The sequence below is a fragment of the Allobosea sp. 05T439 genome, from assembly GCF_056396005.1.
In genome coordinates this window covers 74,857-91,299 of record NZ_JBFTKP010000012.1, presented here as the reverse complement: position 1 = coordinate 91,299, position 16,443 = coordinate 74,857, and the positions used below count along the sequence as shown (strand labels likewise).

Here is a 16,443-nt window from a genome sequence, read left to right as displayed (position 1 = left end):
CTATACCATAGGGAGTGTTTGGCGAACCGTCCAAGGGGAGCCTCGAACTGCCCTCGGTTTCACCGGAAGCTAACGCGTGCGTCTTCTCCGTCTCGACCGCTACATCCTGAAGATCGCCGCGGTCGCAGCGATCGTACTTCTGATCGGGCTGACCAGCGTGATCTGGGTGACGCAGGCCCTGCGTGAGGTCGACCTGATCACCGGCAAGGGCCAGACCATCTACATCTTCTTCACGGTGACACTGCTTTCGTTGCCGGCGCTGATCGCGGGCATCGCACCGGTCGCGCTGTTCATGTCGACGCTCTACACGCTGAACCGGCTGAACGGCGATTCGGAGTTGATCGTCATGAATGCGGCCGGAGTCGCGCCCTACCGGCTGACCCGCCCGTTCATCGTGCTGACGCTGGCGACCTCCCTCCTTGTCGGCTGGATGGCGATTTCGGTCATGCCGTCGGGGTTCCGGGCGTTGCGGGACCTGATCACGCTGATCAGGGCCGATTTCGTCGCCAATGTCGTGAAGGAAGGCCAGTTCGTCTCACTCGATTCCGGAGTGACGTTTCACTACCGCGAGCGTTCGGGTGACGCGCTGCTCGGCATCTTTATGCAGGACCGCCGCGACCCCAGCCAACMCTCCGTCTACATCGCCGAGCGCGGCCGGACAGTGGAATCGGACGGCAACAGCTTCCTGATGCTGGAGAAGGGTACCATCCAGCGCGAAGCCAAGAACAAGGAGTCGACTTCGATCATCTCCTTCGAGCGCTACGCGCTCAACCTGTCGGCTCTATCGGGCGAGTCGACAGGCGGCGATGGCGAAGGCAATGGCGACAGGGTGATCTACAAGCCACGCGAACGCACGACCTGGGCCTTGCTGCGACAGGACCCCAATGAAGCCTATTACAAGCTGCAGGCCGGGCGGTTCCGCGCCGAACTGCACAATCGTCTTTCGGCGCCGCTMTACCCGATCGCGTTCATGCTCGTCGCCTTCGCCGCCCTCGGCGAAGCGCGTACGACGCGTCAGGGCCGCAATGTCGCGATCCAGGCAGCGATTTTGATTGTCGGTGCGGTCCGCATCGGCGCCTACGCCGCGTGGACCGCCAGCGTCAGATCGGGTTTTGCAGTCGTCCTGCTCTACCTTCTGCCCCTGGTCACAATCATCTGCTCTACGGCCCTTATCATGTTTGGCGCGTCGCTGAGGCCGCGGCTCAACAAGCTGTTCGAGCCGATCATCCTGTCGCTATCCGCCCTGCCCTCTCGCCTGCGTCGCGCCTGATGCTGCTTGTCTCGACCTTCGGCCGATACCTGACGAAGCGCTTCACACGCGCCATCATCAGCGTGTTCAGCACCTTCTTCTTTCTGATCCTGACGCTCGATTTCGTCGAGCTGATGCGCCGTGCCGGCGATTCGCCGCTCGCGACGACGCCRCAAATCATCAGGCTCGCGCTGTTTCGCGCGCCTGCGGTGGCGGAGCAGATCTTTCCCTTTGCCGTGCTGTTMGGTGGCATGTTCGCACTGCTGACGCTAAGCCGGAAGCTTGAGCTCGTGGTGGCCCGCTCCGTGGGCGTCTCGGCCTGGCAATTCCTGCAGCCGGCCGCATTGGTCGCAGCAGTGATCGGCTTTGTCTCGATCATGATCTACAACCCGCTCGCAGCCGAACTGAAGCGCAGCGCGACGGCCCTCGAAGCCAGGCTCTTCGCGAGGAGTACCCAGGCGTCCGGAGCGCAGGAAATCTGGATTCGCCAGCGCAGCGTCGACGGGCAGGCGATTATTCGCGCTGCGGCAGCCTTGCCGGACGCGTCAGGCCTCTCCCAGGTCGCTGTCTTTAGCTTCGATGCGAATGGCGGCTTCAACGAGCGCGTGGAGGCAAGGGAAGCGATCCTGCATCGCGGCTATTGGGAATTGACCGATGCACGCGTCGTGTCTGCCACGGAAGAGCCACAGAGCTACACGACCTATCTGCTCGCGACGACTCTGGAGCCCGACCAGGTGCGGCAAAGTTTCACCCCGCCCGACGCTGTTGGGTTCTGGTCGATGCCGACAGTGATCGAACGGACGCAGAAGGCCGGCCTTGATTCCACGCGCTACGAGCTGCGCTATCAGTCGCTCAAGGCGCGGCCGCTTCTGCTCGTTGCCATGATCCTGGTGGCGGCATCCGTTTCCTTAAGATTTTTCAGATTTGGTGGTGTTACGAGATTGGTGATAGGTGGCGTGGCGGCCGGGTTCGTGCTCTATGTCGCGACGCAGCTGTCGGAAGAGCTCGGGGCATCAGGGATCGTCAATCCCATGGTGGCCGCGTGGTTGCCGGCGGTTGTGGGGACGATGCTTGGGGCGCTCGCTCTCCTTCACCAGGAAGACGGGTAACTAGTACTGTGCCTATGGTTAATTTTGGATTGAGCATATGGCCTCTGGCGTGAGACGCATGGCTCGTTTTGCCGCGGCGACCGCCCTCGCCTCGAGTTTGGCCTATTGCCTGACGGCAGGAGGGAGCGCTTTCGCGCAAGCTCCGGCGAAGCCGCAGGAACGCATGGTCGTCGACGCGCGCGAGTTGGTCTACGACAACAAGAACAACAGCGTCTCGGCTGTCGGCGACGTCCAGATTCTCTATCAGGGCCGTACGATCGAAGCCGACAAGGTCACCTATGACCGCGCCAGCAAGCGCGTCATCGCCAGCGGCAATGCCCGGATCACCGAATCGAACGGTACCGTCATCACCGGCGACCGCTTCAATCTGACGGACGATTTCCGCGACGGCTTCATTGATTCGCTGCGCGTCGTGAACCCGGACAAGACGCGGTTTACCGCTCCGCGGGCTGAACGTACGGACGGCGAGACCTTCGTCTTTGAGAAGGGCATCTACACCGCTTGCGAGCCCTGCAAGGACAAGCCCGAAAAGCCGCCGCTCTGGCAGGTCCGCTCGGCGCGGATTATCCATAAGAAGTCCGAGCAGACGATCTATTACGAATCGTCCCGGCTGGAATTCGCCGGGGTTCCGATCGCCTATATCCCGTACATGTCGGGCCCGGACTCGACGGTGAAGCGCAAGAGCGGCTTCCTGTCGCCGGCCTTCATCAACACCAGCGCGCTCGGCTTCGGTGTTGGCCTGCCCTATTTCTTCAACCTCGCCCCGAACTACGATCTCACAGTCACGCCAACCTATCTCTCGCGGCAGGGATTCCTTGGCCAGGCCGAGTGGCGTCACCGGCTCGTCAACGGGTCCTATAACATCCGTGCAGCCGGCATCTTCCAGGCGGAGCCGGATGCGTTCCAGCCGACGCCGTACGGCGCGCGCGACAGCGATTTCCGCGGCTCGCTGGAAACCACTGGCAAATTCTATTTGAATCCGCGCTGGACCTACGGCTGGGACGTCGCGATGTCGACGGACCGCTGGTTCTGGAAGAACTATCGCATCCGAAGCGAGAGCATCAGCTCGACGACCTACCTGCAGGAATCGATCTCTACGGGCTATCTCAACGGCCAGAGCCCGAATGCCTGGTTCGACCTGCGTGGCTATTATTTCCAACCCCTGACGTCGTCCGATTGGCAGAAGCAGCAGCCGCTCGTCCTGCCGGTATTCGACTACAACAAGCGGGTGCACAAGCCGGACGTCATTGGCGGTGAACTGGCGTTCAATGTGAACGTCACAAGCCTCACGCGGGACGCCGCTGCCTTCCAGCAGATTCCGGCCCAGAAGAACTTCCTGATCACGACGCCGAACCCGCTCTATGATGGCTGCGCGGTCTACCAGAAAGACCAGTGCCTGGTGCGCGGCATCGGCGGTTCGGTGGCGCGCGCAACAGCGGAAGTGTCCTGGCGGCGCAATTTCATCGATTCGCTCGGCCAGGTCTGGACGCCGTATGCGTCGGTTCGCGCGGATATCTTCTCGGTCAATCCGTCGACGACCGGCTTTTCCAACGCCAACGTTTCCTCGATCTTCAACACATCCGACGATGTCTTCGGGCGCGTCATGCCGGCGGTCGGCCTGATGTACCGCTACCCCTTCGTGGCCAAGACCTCGTGGGGCACGCATATCATCGAGCCAGTCGCCCAGTTCGTTGCACGTCCGAACGAGACGAATGTCTTGCGGGTCGCCAACGAAGATGCGCAAAGCCTCGTCTTCGACGACACCAACCTGTTCGAGTGGAGCGGCAAGTTCTCCGGCTATGATCGGGTCGAGGGTGGCACGCGAGCGAATGTCGGCGCGCTCTACACAGGCCGTTTCGGCAAGGAGGCCTACGCCAATTTCCTTGTCGGCCAGTCCTTCAATCTCGCCGGGCGCAATTCCTTCGCACAAGCCGACCTGGTCAATACCGGCCTGGATTCAGGTCTCGAAACGACGCGGTCCGATTTCGTCACCCGCGCGCAAATCTCGCCGTTCAAGAACTTCTTCCTGTCCGGCGCGGCGCGGCTGGACGAATCGACGTTCGAGGCGCAGCGGATCGATGCAGGCGCCACCTACAGCAATGGCGTGGTATCGACCTCCGTGACCTATGGCCGCTATGAGCCCCAGCCCGAGTTGGGCATTCCGCGGCGGCGCGAGGGTCTCGGCCTGAACGGCTCGCTCGGGATCGCGCAATACTGGCGCGTCCGCGCCGGGGTCCTGTTCGACCTCGACAAGTACAAGTTCGACCGCGAGCGGTATCGTGATGCCTTCGTGGCAGCCCAACTCGATCCCGTAGCCCTTGCGGCACTCACCTATCCCAAGACGGGCCCGTTCCAGCCCGCCTCGATGAGCTTCGGCATCAACTACACCGACGAATGCACCGTGTTCGACATCTCCTATTCGCAGTCCTATGCCGACCGGCAGTCCGGCGCCACGAAGGATACGCGGACGGTGATGTTCAAGCTCGAACTGCGCACCTTGGGCGAGATCAGCTACTCGCAGAACCTGGGCCAGGGCTCGACAGGCGACGGCGTCGCCGCTCGCTGAGGGTAGAATCAGGATTACTGCGAGCGAGCCGGTGCGGGTGGAGAAGAACGTGTCACCGCGACTGCTCGCTCTCACGCAAGGTGATCCGGCAGGGATCGGCCCTGAGCTGGCCTTGAAAGCCTGGGTGCTGCGGGAGCCCGCAGCTCTTCCGCCGTTTGCTTGCATTGCCGACCCCGGTCTTTTGGAAAGCCTGTCACGACGGCTGGGCCTCGATGTGCCCATCGTTGGCTGCGCCTGGCATGAGGCAGAGGCGCTTTTCGAACAGGCCCTGCCCGTCATTGCGCTTGAGAAGACCGCGATCGTGGTATCCGGACATCCTGATCCGGCCACGGCTGCGGGGACTATCGAGGCGATCGATCGCGCCGTCGCCGCGGTGCGCGAAGGACATGCGGCCGCGCTGGTCACCAATCCCATTGCCAAAAGCGTTCTTTACGCCGCCGGTTTCAGGCATCCCGGCCATACGGAATATCTGGCGCATCTTGCGGCGGATGGAGGCAGGACGCCCCACCCCGTGATGATGCTCTGGTGCGAAGATMTGGCGGTTGTTCCGGTAACGATCCACGTGCCGCTCAGTGCAGTACCATCGCTGCTGACGACGGATCTGATTGTCGAGACGGGGCGAATTGTCGCTCGCGAACTGGCCTCCCGCTTCGGAATTCCGCAGCCACGGATCGCACTGAGCGGGCTGAATCCGCATGCGGGAGAAGGTGGAGCGCTGGGCGAGGAGGATGCTGCGGTGGTGGCGCCAGCCGTCGCGCAGCTCAAGGCGTTGGGAATCGACGCAAGCGGTCCTTATCCTGCCGACACGATGTTCCATTCCCGCGCCCGTGCCGGGTACGATGCGGCACTGGCGATGTATCACGATCAGGCACTGATCCCGATCAAGACGATTGCCTTCGACGAGGGCGTCAACGTGACACTTGGCCTGCCCTTCATCCGTACCTCACCGGATCACGGAACGGCCTTCGACATTGCAGGCCGCGGCATTGCCCGCCCCGACAGCCTTTGCGCCGCGCTGCGGCTGGCAGCCCGCATGGCGGCCCATTCCGAAAGCCGCCTGCCATGAGTCAGATCGACACGCTGCCGCCGCTGCGCGAGGTGGTCGAACGCCACGGCCTGATGGCGCAGAAGTCGCTGGGCCAGAACTTCCTGTTCGATCTCAACCTGACAAGCAGGATCGCCCGCGCCGCCGGGCCACTCGATGGCGAGACTGTGGTCGAGATCGGCCCTGGCCCAGGTGGACTGACGCGTGCTTTGCTCGCTAACGGGGCTGGACGTGTCATCGCGGTCGAGCGTGATCGACGTTGCCTGCCGGCATTGGCCGAGATCGCCGCACATTACCCGGGACGGCTTGAGGTGATTGACGGCGATGCGCTTGCCGTCGACCTCTCCTCTCATCTTGGCGGCTCGCCCGCCCGGATCATCGCCAACCTGCCCTATAATATCGGCACGCCGTTGCTCGTTGGCTGGCTCAGCCAGGAACCCTGGCCCTCCTGGTGGAACTCGCTCACGCTGATGTTCCAGCGCGAGGTGGCCGAGCGCATCGTTGCAACCCCGGAGCAGCGCGCCGATTATGGCAGGCTGGCCGTTCTCGCGAACTGGCGTTGCGAAACCAAGATCCTGTTCGACGTGCCCAGGTCCGCTTTCGTGCCGCCGCCGAAAATCACGTCCTCTATCGTTCAACTCGTGCCGCGACTGAGGCCGGAGCCCTGCGAACAGAGATTGCTGGAGCGTGTCACGCTGGCTGCTTTCGGCCAGCGCCGGAAAATGCTGCGCCAGAGCCTCAAGGCCGTGACGCCTGATCCGCAGCCGATGATCGAGGCCGCCGGCCTGTCGCCAACGGCGCGCGCAGAGGAAGTGCCCGTTTCAGGATTCGTGCGCCTCGCCAACGCCCTGGCTGGGCTGAAGGCCGGATAGCGGCGCACCCTACGCGATTGCTTCGCTGAGGAGCCCGGCGACAAATTCACTCATACCAATCGCGCGCGAACGCTTCAGGCGTTCGGCGGTGAGGATCGCGCGGACCGATTCATAGGCAGCACCGAGATCGTCATTGATGATGACGTAGTCGTAGACGCTCCAACGAGCGATCTCGTCGCGGGCGTTGTCGAGTCGCTTGGCGATGACCTCAGGCGCATCCTCGGCGCGACGCACGAGCCGAGAGCGCAGTTCCGCCATGGACGGCGGCAGGATGAAGATGGCGACGACATCCTCGCGCGCCTTTTCGAGGATCTGCTGCGTGCCCTGATAGTCGATGTCGAAGAGCACATCGCGGCCGGCCTTCAGCGCATCCTCGACGGGCTTGCGCGGGGTCCCGTAGCCATTGCCATGGACCTCGGCCCATTCGAGCAGATCATCGCGCTCGCGCAACGTCTCGAAGGCAGGGCGGTCGATGAAGTGATAATGGACGCCATGAATCTCGGAGGGGCGCTTGAGCCGGGTCGTGACCGAGACCGATAGATCGAGATTGGTTTCCTTCTGCGACAGCGTTCGCGTCAGGGTCGATTTGCCCGCTCCCGAGGGAGAGGACAGGATCAACATCAGGCCACGACGGGCCGGGCGCACCAGATCGGCCATCAGCCGTCACTCCACATTCTGAACCTGTTCGCGCATCTGGTCGACGACCGTCCGCAGCTCGAGCCCGATGCGCGACAACCCGGCATCACCGGCCTTGGCGCAAAGCGTCGAGGATTCTCGCCCGAATTCCTGCGCAAGAAAGTCGAGCTTCCGGCCGATCGGCCCGCCCTGATCGAACAAGCCCCGCAACGCGGCAACATGAGCATGCAGCCGGTCGATCTCCTCGCGGATATCGGCTTTGACCGCTAGCAGCGCGGCCTCCTGATGCAGGCGCTGCGGATCGAGTGCCGGGCTGGCATCGAGCAGGGCCTGCACCTGCGTCGCGAGCCGTGCGCGGATCGCTTCCACACTCCGCCCGGGATGCTGCTCCGCCTCATCGGTCAGACGGCCAATGCTGGCAAGGTGGCCTGTGAGAACGGATTCAAGCGCTCTCCCCTCGGCGGAGCGCGCCTCCTTGAGACCCAGGACCACCGCGTCCAGGCCAGCAAGCAAGGGGGCCTCGAGCTGCGCCAGGATATCCTCGTCCTCGTCGGCAATCTCGACCACGCCGCGAATCCCAAGCAGCGCGTCAAAGGACGCCGGACGGATGCTGTCGGAGGCGGGCAGCCTCGCGACGGATTCCAGCAGGCCCGCAAGCACCGCCTCGTTGATACGAGGCTTCKCCGGCCGGGCATCGCTGTTGATCGAGAGATTCACGTGCAATGTACCGCGAGAAAAGGCGGCGCCGAGGCGCTTGCGCGCCGCCTCGGCCAGGGCTTCGAACCCGGAAGGTACCCGGACGCGCACATCGAGGCCGCGCGCATTGACACTGCGGATTTCCCATGCCCAGGCATGAAGACCTGCGGTGCCGGCTGCGCGGGCAAAGCCGGTCATGCTCTCGATCGCCATGGACGCTGAAACTCCCCCCGACGGCTCACCGTGCGATCACAATGCGCAGGATCACCGCTCGACGCTGTATCTGATGCGGCGGGACCGTAGTGAGGCGAAACACCGCTCGCAAGTCGCGCTGCACACATAGAAGCGCGAAGATGGGGAGAAATCGGGCGTGACTGCCCATACTCGCCAGAGCCGCTCAGGGGCGCAGTGCTGGAACCTGCTTCGACGAGTTGAGATCGTAGCTTCGGTTCAGCAGCGGATCGCGGTTCGTCCCTTCCGACGCATCGAAGGCGCGCGCGCGCGTTCCCGCCGGACCATCCGCCGACGCACGCCGGCTGCCCCCCACCGTCTCGCTGTCCCCGGACGTCGCATCGGCCGCTCGCGAGGCCCCAGGCGCTTCGGTGCGATTATCCGGCGAGGGCGGCGGTTCCACCTTGTCGACATTCGAATCCGGCGAGGGCTTGCCAGCCTCGCGCCGCTGCGACTCGACCTGCCGCCAGCGGGCGACATTGCGGTTATGCTGCTCCAAGGTCTCGGCGAAGGCGTGCCCACCACTGCCATCAGCCACGAAGTAGAGCTCCTTGGTCCTGGAATGGTTGACCACGGCCTCCATTGCGGCACGGCCCGGGTTGGCGATCGGGCCCGGCGGCAGTCCGTCGATGACATAGGTATTGTAGGGCGTCGCCTGGGTAATCTCGTTACGCTGGATCGCGCGGCCGAGCGTGCCCTTGCCGCCGACKAGCCCGTAGACGATCGTCGGGTCGGATTGCAGCTTCATCTTGCGGTTCAGACGGTTGATGAAGACACCGGCAACGCGTGGGCGCTCGTCGGCGCGGCCGGTTTCCTTCTCGACGATCGAAGCCAGGATCACCAACTCCTGCGGCGTCTTGATCGGCAGGTCGGCAGGGCGGCGACTCCAGACATCGTTGAGGATACGGCGTTGATCGCGCGTCATCCGGTCGACGATCGCCTGCCGTGTGAACCCGCGTGGAAACTTGAAAGTGTCGGGCAGGATGGTCCCCTCGCGAGGCACCTGAATGACGTCGCCCGTGAGGAGATCATTGTCGCGCAACCGCGCGATGATCTGTTCGCTGGTCAGACCTTCCGGCACGGTGATCGAATGCTCGACCGCCTTGCCCTCGGCAATGATGTCGAGAATGTCCTGCTGGCTGGCGCGAGCCTTGAACAGATACTCACCCGCCTTGAGCTTGGTCCAATTGCCGGAGATCAGCGCCGAAACCTTGAAGGTCCAGGGATGCTCGATCAATCCCTCGCGCTGAAGGAGCTCGGCAATTTCGGTGAGGCCGCTTTCTTTGGGAATGATCAGCACACGGTCGCTCGCGAGCGGCCCTGGCGCCTTACCCTGGCTGCCGACCACAGCGATTCCAGCACCGACGACGCCGGCCAAGACGAGCGCAGTCGTGAACAACCCGCTGAGCATGCCGATGAAGGGATTGCGCCTCCTGCGACGCGCCTTCGGCGGCGGAGCAGGCGGCGCCACCGGCTTCAACGCCTCGCTCGGGCTCTTCGGGGCGACGCGGGGCGAAGTGTTCACAGTGCTGGCGCTCGCGTTCTGGTGTCGTGAGGTTCGCCGCAATGCCCTGGCGATGCGACGCATTTCGAGCCTGTCCCGAAATCCGGTGACAGACTAGCAGAAATTATGGCGAAAGCGCGCTGAGCCTCATCGGCCGGTGCGTCAGTCGACGAAACGCCGGATCACCAGCGAGGCGTTCGTCCCGCCAAACCCGAAGGAATTGGAGAGAGCGATCTCGATGCTGCGCTTCTTCGCGACATTCGGCACCAGGTCCAGATCGGTCTCGACGGATGGGTTGTCGAGATTGATCGTCGGCGGTGCGATCTGGTCGCGAATCGCGAGGACCGTGAAGATCGCCTCGATCGCGCCTGCCGCGCCGAGCAGGTGTCCCGTCGCCGACTTGGTCGAGGACATGGCGGGCTTCCGCGGAGCGTTGGCGAGCAGCCGCTCGACTGCCCGCAGCTCGATTTCGTCGCCGAGCTGGGTCGAGGTGCCATGCGCGTTGATGTAGTCGAGATCACCCGCCGTGACCCCGGCACGATCGAGCGCCGCCGACATGCAACGATAGGCACCGTCGCCATCCTCGGCCGGCGAGGTGATATGATAAGCATCACCCGACATGCCGTACCCGACGATTTCGGCATAGATGCGCGCACCGCGCGCCTTGGCATGCTCGAGATCCTCGAGAACGACGACCCCTGCCCCCTCGCCCATGACGAAGCCGTCGCGATCCTTGTCATAGGGACGCGAGGCTTTCTCAGGCGTGTCGTTGAAGCCAGTGGACAGCGCGCGACACGCGCAGAACCCGGCAATGCCGATGCGGTTGATCGCCGATTCGGTGCCACCCGCGACCATCACCTTGGCATCGCCGAGAGCGATCATCCGCGAGGCATCGCCAATGGCATGAGCGCCGGTCGAGCAAGCCGTGACCACTGCGTGATTCGGCCCCTTGAGGCCGTGCGTGATCGAAACATAGCCGGCGGCGAGATTGCTCAACCGGCCGGGAATGAAGAAAGGCGAGAGGCGGCGCGGGCCGCGCTCCTTGAGCAGGATCGACGCTTCATAGATGCCGCCGAGCCCACCAATGCCGGACCCGATCGCGACACCGGTCGCGATCTGGTCCTCGTAGCTTTCGGGTTTCCACCCGGCATCATTGAGCGCCTGCGTCGCAGCCGCCATTGCGAAGACGATGAAATCATCGACCTTCCGCTGTTCCTTCGGCTCCATCCAATCGTCAGGATTGAAGGTGCCGTCGGAACCATCGCCGCGCGAAATATTGCAGGCGATCTGGGCGGGAAGGTCGCTCGCGTCGAAGCTCGTGATCGGACCGGCGCCGCTGGCGCCGGAGATCAGACGTGACCAGGTCGGCTCGACGCCGCATGCAAGCGGCGTCACCATGCCAAGCCCGGTCACCACGACACGTCGCATGGTGTAGCTGCGTGGGCTCATGATGCAGTAACGGCCAGAGGCCGATCAGGCGCTCTTCGAGAGGAACTTGACGGCGTCGCCGACCGTGACGATCGTCTCGGCAGCATCGTCCGGAATCTCGACGCCGAACTCTTCCTCGAAAGCCATCACGAGCTCGACCGTATCGAGGCTGTCGGCACCCAGATCTTCAATGAAGTTGGCGCCTTCGACGACCTTCTCGGGTTCGACGCCGAGATGCTCGATCACGATCTTCTTCACGCGCTCGGCGACATCGCTCATGGATCTTTTCCTCAAAGCTTGAAACGCATCGCTGGATCGCGATGCGTGTAGGGAACCGCTCCCGCCACCCGGCACCCCTTCCGGAATGCCGCCGGGGCGGAACTCTTAAGGCTGCACAAACGCAACAACAGGGTTCGCGTCAAGTCCCCCCGAGCACGCGCGCTGCAGCGCGACGGCGCTAGTTAACACACTCGTCGATAGCTGACGAGAGCCGCAAACCGATCTGGGAAGGTTACAAAGAACCTTCTCAAGACCTTCAAATCATTGCCATTCCACCGTTGACGTGAAGCGTCTGCCCGGTCACGTAAGCGGCCTCGTTGCTGGCGAGATAAGCGACAGCTGCAGCAACATCGTCACCCACACCCAATCGGCCCATCGGCACGTCGGCGAGGATGCCTTCGCGCTGCTTGTCGTTGAGCGCCTGCGTCATCGGCGACTCGATGAAGCCCGGTGCAACGACATTCACCGTGATGTTGCGGCTGGCGACTTCCGCCGCCAGCGCCTTGGACATCCCGATCAGCCCGGCTTTCGAGGCGGCGTAATTGCCCTGCCCGGGATTGCCGGTGACGCCGACGACCGAACCGATCGAAACGATGCGGCCATAGCGGCGGCGCATCATCGTCTTCACGGCCGCCCGCGACAGCCGGAATGCTGCGGTCAGATTGACGGCGATCACGCTGTCCCAGTCCTCGTCCTTGAGGCGGAGGAAAAGATTGTCGCGCGTCACGCCAGCATTGTTGACGAGGATATCGAGCCCCCCGAGCTTCTCCTCAGCAGTCGGGACKAGCGCCTCGACCGAATCCTTGTCCGACAGGTTGCAGGGCGCAATCACGACGCGCTCGCCAAACTCGGCTGCGAGAGCCTCGAGCGCCTCGACCCGCGTGCCGGACAGAGCGACGCTGGCACCGAGGCCGTGGAGCGTGCGGGCGATCGCGCCGCCCAGCCCTCCGGTCGCGCCGGTGACCAGGGCTTTCTTCCCCGTCAGGTCAAACATGCTGCCTCCTCTTTATATCGACCCGGCATCCTGCCGGCTCACCCGTTCTGGGCACTGTAATTGCGGATATCGTCGGCGGCGCCGAGCGAAACCGCACTCGTGCCGGCTGCGATACGCTTGACCAAGCCGGCCAGCACCTTACCGCTGCCTGCCTCGACGAAACGGGTCACGCCGGCATCGGCCATAGCCTGCACGCATTCGCGCCAGCGCACGGTTCCCGTCACCTGCGCCACCAGCGACGCGCGGATCGCATCCGGGTCGCTCAGCGGAGCAGCTCCGACATTGGCCATCACCGGAACAACCGGCGCCGCCAGAGCGACCCTTGCCAGGGCCTCGCGCATAGCATCGGCGGCAGGTTGCATCAGCGCGCAATGGAAGGGCGCTGATACCGGTAGTGGCAGGGCGCGCTTGACGCCGCGCTGCCCGGAGAGCGCAATAGCCCGCTCGATCGCCGCCTTGCTGCCGGAGAGAACGACCTGTCCGCCACCATTGTCATTGGCAGCTTCGCAGGCCTCGCCTTGCGCTGCATCCCTGGCAATCTCGCGCGCCTGTTCGAGCTCGACCCCGAGCAGCGCTGCCATCGCCCCCTCGCCTGCCGGCACAGCCTTCTGCATGGCGTCGCCGCGAATCCGCAACAAGCGCGCAGCATCCGCAATCGAGAAGCTGCCGGCAGCCGCCAGCGCAGAATACTCGCCGAGCGAGTGGCCGGCCACGAAGGCCGCATCGCGCTGCAGCGACAGGCCCGCCTCCGCCTCAAGGACGCGGATCACGGCAAGACTCACAGCCATCAGGGCAGGCTGAGCATTGGCGGTCAGCGTCAACTCCTCGGCAGGACCCTCCCACATGATCGCCGAAAGCTTCTGCGACAGGGCGTCGTCGACCTCGGCAAAGACTGCCCTGGCCACCGGAAAGGCGTCGGCCAAGGTCTTGCCCATGCCGACGGCCTGAGAGCCCTGGCCGGGAAAGATGAACGCGGTTGTCATGCTGAGAAAATCCCGATGTTCATAAATTAGTCATCGCGACGGCGCTCTCACATTGCTTGGGAGGCCAAGTCAAGCTTTGCTGGAGAATTCGCGGCCACCTGTGCAGTGATTTGGCTTGCGGAAATGGCCACGACGCTGTATCAGCCGCCTCCTGTTTGTTCGGCCGGAGGCTGAACGGATGGCGGGCGCTTATCAAGCATCCGCAGGTTCGGCTCTCGAACCGCCATCCCGTGTCTCCGCCTTCGATGAAATCCTGTCGGGCCTTATCCAGGGCTCGGAGGGCTCCGCGCCGAGCGAAACAGGGTAAAACAAAGGAAGGCCATAATGGCATTGTACGAGCATGTGCTGCTCGCGCGGCAGGATGTCAGCGCGCAGCAAGTCGAAGCTCTTGTCGAACAGTTCAAGGGCATCATCGAGGCGAATGGCGGCTCGGTCACCAAGACCGAGTACTGGGGCGTGAAGTCGCTCGGGTATCGCATCCGCAAGAACCGCAAGGCTCATTACTCGCTGCTGAACATCGACGCTCCCTCCGCCGCCGTGCTGGAGATGGAGCGCCAGATGCGCATCAACGAAGACGTCCTGCGCTTCCTGACGATCCGCGTCGAGGAGCTCGAGGAAGGCCAGTCGGCCATGCTGCAGAAGCGCGATCGTGACGACCGCGGCGAGCGCGGCGGTGACCGCTTCGAGCGTGGCGGCGACCGTTTCGATCGCGGCCCGCGCCGTGACCGTCCGCGTCGCGAAGACGAGACCACCGAAACCACCGGCACGGAGGCCTAAGCCATGTCGACCGCTTCCGCCGGCGCCCGCCGCCCCTTCTTCCGCCGCCGCAAGTCCTGCCCGTTCTCGGGCGAAGGCGCTCCGAAGATCGACTACAAGGATGTGCGCCTGCTTTCGCGCTACATCTCCGAGCGCGGCAAGATCGTGCCGTCGCGTATCACGGCCGTTTCGGCCAAGAAGCAGCGTGAGCTCGCCCAGGCGATCAAGCGCGCCCGCTTCCTGGGCCTGCTGCCCTACGTCATCCGCTAAGCGGATTGCGACCCATCGCCGGTGCCTTGCACCGGCGATGGCCGAACCCCTAGTCGCCCAGCGGTGAAATCCCGCCGGGTATGTTGAGGCAAGATGCCTCTCACCCTGCCATTTTCGAGCAGCGGGACAGCAGGACGAAGAATGCTTCCGATCGTCGGCATCGGTGCGGGCCTTGTCTCGGCCCTTCTTTTCGCAGTGGTGATCACCGGATCGCCGCTGGCTATTCTGCTGTATTCCGCAGCCCCTCTTCCGATCTTCATCGCGGCACTCGGCTGGAATCATCGCGCCGGGCTTGTTGCGACCGCAGCCGGCGCGATCGCCGGCATGATCGCGCTCAGCTTTGCCGCCGGGCTGAATTATGCGCTGATCGTCGCGCTGCCAGCCTGGTGGATTGCCTACCTCGCGCTTCTTGCCCGTCATGACGGCACGGGCGGTGCCGAGTGGTATCCGCTCGGTCATCTTCTGGTCTGGATCGCCGCAATAGCCGCGCTGACAACCGTTGGCAGCGCTCTCGTGATGACCACGGACTACGACACCTATCGCACGGTGATCGCACGCGTCATCGAGAACCTGCTCTCCGAGATGGTGCGCAGCCGCCTCATCGCCTTGCCAGCAGATGTGAAGGTTTCCGAGCTTGCGCTGACGCTCGCGCCCGCGGTCCCCGTCGGGATCGGCGCGTCCTTCGTCACGACGATCGTCGCCAATCTCTGGCTTGCGGCCAAGGCAGTGCAGGTCTCCGGCCGGCTGCCGCGCCCGTGGCCTTTCATTCCGGCAACGACGGTTCCCCGCCAGGCGCTGATCCTGCTTGGCCTGGCAATGGCGATAGGCACGCTCGGCGGTTTCATCGGCGTCGCCGGAGCTGCGATGACCGGCGCACTCCTCGCTGCCTTCATGTTCAGCGGGCTGGCCACCATCCACGATCTGACGCGCGGCAAAGCCTGGCGCGGGCCGGCGCTGATCTCGGTCTATCTCGCGCTCGTCATCATGCAGGCCCTGCTGACACCGCTGCTGTCGCTTGCCGGCATCGTCGATTCTCTGCTGGGGCGCCGAAAGGCCCCACCCACCGTTCCACCCATGCCTAACGCCTGACATCAAACACAAGAAGGAGAAGACCAATGGAAGTGATCCTGCTCGAACGCGTCGCCAAGCTCGGCCAGATGGGCGAAGTCGTCCGCGTGCGTGACGGCTTCGGCCGTAATTTCCTGCTGCCCCGCGGCAAGGCGCTGCGCGCCACCGAAGAGAACAGGAAGCGCTTCGAGACGCAGCGCGCCCAGCTCGAGACCCGCAATCTCGAGCTCAAGAAGGAGGCCGATTCGGTCGCCGAGACGCTGAACGGCCACTCGGTCGTGATGCTGCGTCAGTCGGGCGAGTCCGGCGTGCTCTACGGTTCGGTCTCGACCCGCGACATCGCCGAGGCCCTGACCGCGGACGGCTTCAGCGTCGACCGTAGCCAGATCACCCTGAACGCGCCGATCAAGACGCTCGGTCTGCACACCGTTCCGGTCGTGCTGCATCCTGAGGTTTCGGTCACCGTCACCATCAACATCGCCCGTTCCGCTGAAGAGGCCGAGCGCCAGGTCCGCGGTGAGAACGTCACGGCTCGCGAGGAGTTCGATCTCGACGATCTCGGTCTCGAGGTCGGCGCGGCACTGGCCGAGGCCGGCGACAACGACGATCGCTGAGACGACCTCGTCTAACCATGAGTCAAGGGCGCCGTGGCAACACGGCGCCCTTTTCGTTGGAGGGGTGTGAAGATCGGGAGGAAGCCGCATTGCCTGCTGGCATCGGGCGTCAGGGTGCTAGAGTACATTTTATCCGACTCATC

The 16,443-nt window shown here is 63.9% G+C and carries 17 protein-coding genes; 10 read left to right on the top strand and 7 right to left on the bottom strand.

Annotated features, from left to right (window positions below):
• Positions 1-76 precede the first annotated feature (76 nt).
• Genes lptF through rsmA form a run of 5 tightly spaced genes read left to right on the top strand, consistent with a single transcriptional unit; the run spans position 77 to position 6,841 of the window.
• Positions 77-1,270 (top strand): LPS export ABC transporter permease LptF, encoded by a 1,194-nt coding sequence (gene lptF, locus AC1DIO_RS16020; protein ID WP_476853678.1) that lies wholly within the window; start codon positions 77-79, stop codon positions 1,268-1,270.
• On the top strand, positions 1,270-2,358 hold the full coding sequence (lptG, locus tag AC1DIO_RS16015; RefSeq protein ID WP_476853677.1) for an LPS export ABC transporter permease LptG: 1,089 nt from the start codon (positions 1,270-1,272) through the stop codon (positions 2,356-2,358). Before lptF ends, lptG begins: the two co-directional genes overlap by 1 nt.
• A 58-nt stretch (positions 2,359-2,416) precedes the next feature.
• Entirely contained in the window at positions 2,417-4,924 is a 2,508-nt protein-coding gene (locus AC1DIO_RS16010) for an LPS-assembly protein LptD (RefSeq protein ID WP_441491843.1), read from the top strand.
• 49 nt (positions 4,925-4,973) lie between these two features.
• Positions 4,974-5,990: a 4-hydroxythreonine-4-phosphate dehydrogenase PdxA gene (pdxA, locus tag AC1DIO_RS16005; RefSeq protein WP_476853676.1), complete on the top strand. Its 1,017-nt coding sequence runs from the start codon at positions 4,974-4,976 to the stop codon at positions 5,988-5,990.
• A complete protein-coding gene (gene rsmA / locus AC1DIO_RS16000) occupies positions 5,987-6,841 on the top strand; it encodes a 16S rRNA (adenine(1518)-N(6)/adenine(1519)-N(6))-dimethyltransferase RsmA (protein WP_441505523.1) in 855 nt (284 codons plus the stop codon). Before pdxA ends, rsmA begins: the two co-directional genes overlap by 4 nt.
• A gap of 9 nt (positions 6,842-6,850) precedes the next feature.
• On the opposite strand, the gene gmk is transcribed toward rsmA, so the two are convergent.
• From gmk to mltG, 3 genes are all read right to left on the bottom strand, one after another.
• Positions 6,851-7,498, bottom strand: a complete 648-nt coding sequence (gene gmk / locus AC1DIO_RS15995; RefSeq protein ID WP_476775412.1) for a guanylate kinase — start codon at positions 7,496-7,498, stop codon at positions 6,851-6,853.
• A gap of 6 nt (positions 7,499-7,504) precedes the next feature.
• Entirely contained in the window at positions 7,505-8,386 is an 882-nt protein-coding gene (locus tag AC1DIO_RS15990) for a YicC/YloC family endoribonuclease (RefSeq protein WP_476853675.1), read from the bottom strand.
• A gap of 184 nt (positions 8,387-8,570) precedes the next feature.
• Positions 8,571-9,803: an endolytic transglycosylase MltG gene (gene mltG / locus AC1DIO_RS15985; RefSeq protein WP_441505521.1), complete on the bottom strand. Its 1,233-nt coding sequence runs from the start codon at positions 9,801-9,803 to the stop codon at positions 8,571-8,573.
• On the opposite strand from mltG, the gene AC1DIO_RS15980 reads away from it, so the two are divergent.
• Positions 9,796-10,026, top strand: a complete 231-nt coding sequence (locus AC1DIO_RS15980; RefSeq protein WP_441491848.1) for a hypothetical protein — start codon at positions 9,796-9,798, stop codon at positions 10,024-10,026. The two genes, mltG and AC1DIO_RS15980, sit on opposite strands and share 8 nt — an antisense overlap.
• Before the next feature lie 44 nt (positions 10,027-10,070).
• Here the strand turns inward: AC1DIO_RS15980 and fabF are convergent, their stop codons facing one another.
• From fabF to fabD, 4 genes are all read right to left on the bottom strand, one after another.
• A complete protein-coding gene (fabF, locus tag AC1DIO_RS15975; RefSeq protein ID WP_441491919.1) occupies positions 10,071-11,336 on the bottom strand; it encodes a beta-ketoacyl-ACP synthase II in 1,266 nt (421 codons plus the stop codon).
• A gap of 45 nt (positions 11,337-11,381) precedes the next feature.
• Complete coding sequence (locus tag AC1DIO_RS15970; protein WP_043236751.1) at positions 11,382-11,615, bottom strand: acyl carrier protein; 234 nt, start codon at positions 11,613-11,615, stop codon at positions 11,382-11,384.
• A gap of 256 nt (positions 11,616-11,871) precedes the next feature.
• Positions 11,872-12,609 carry a 3-oxoacyl-[acyl-carrier-protein] reductase gene (gene fabG, locus AC1DIO_RS15965; RefSeq protein WP_476775414.1) on the bottom strand — a complete coding sequence of 246 codons (738 nt, stop codon included), beginning with the start codon at positions 12,607-12,609 and terminating at the stop codon, positions 11,872-11,874.
• 38 nt (positions 12,610-12,647) lie between these two features.
• Positions 12,648-13,592 carry an ACP S-malonyltransferase gene (gene fabD / locus AC1DIO_RS15960; RefSeq protein WP_476853674.1) on the bottom strand — a complete coding sequence of 315 codons (945 nt, stop codon included), beginning with the start codon at positions 13,590-13,592 and terminating at the stop codon, positions 12,648-12,650.
• A 324-nt stretch (positions 13,593-13,916) separates the two neighbouring features.
• Between fabD and rpsF the strand changes: the two genes are divergently transcribed.
• The 4 genes from rpsF (at position 13,917) to rplI (ending at position 16,300) form a co-directional block, all read left to right on the top strand.
• Positions 13,917-14,369, top strand: a complete 453-nt coding sequence (gene rpsF / locus AC1DIO_RS15955; protein WP_113518472.1) for a 30S ribosomal protein S6 — start codon at positions 13,917-13,919, stop codon at positions 14,367-14,369.
• Between the two features lie 3 nt (positions 14,370-14,372).
• Positions 14,373-14,618 carry a 30S ribosomal protein S18 gene (gene rpsR / locus AC1DIO_RS15950; protein ID WP_038367644.1) on the top strand — a complete coding sequence of 82 codons (246 nt, stop codon included), beginning with the start codon at positions 14,373-14,375 and terminating at the stop codon, positions 14,616-14,618.
• Positions 14,619-14,759: 141 nt separating this feature from the next.
• Complete coding sequence (locus AC1DIO_RS15945) at positions 14,760-15,707, top strand: DUF2232 domain-containing protein (RefSeq protein WP_441505519.1); 948 nt, start codon at positions 14,760-14,762, stop codon at positions 15,705-15,707.
• 26 nt (positions 15,708-15,733) lie between these two features.
• Positions 15,734-16,300: a 50S ribosomal protein L9 gene (gene rplI / locus AC1DIO_RS15940; protein ID WP_441491852.1), complete on the top strand. Its 567-nt coding sequence runs from the start codon at positions 15,734-15,736 to the stop codon at positions 16,298-16,300.
• The last annotated feature ends 143 nt before the right edge of the window (positions 16,301-16,443 follow it).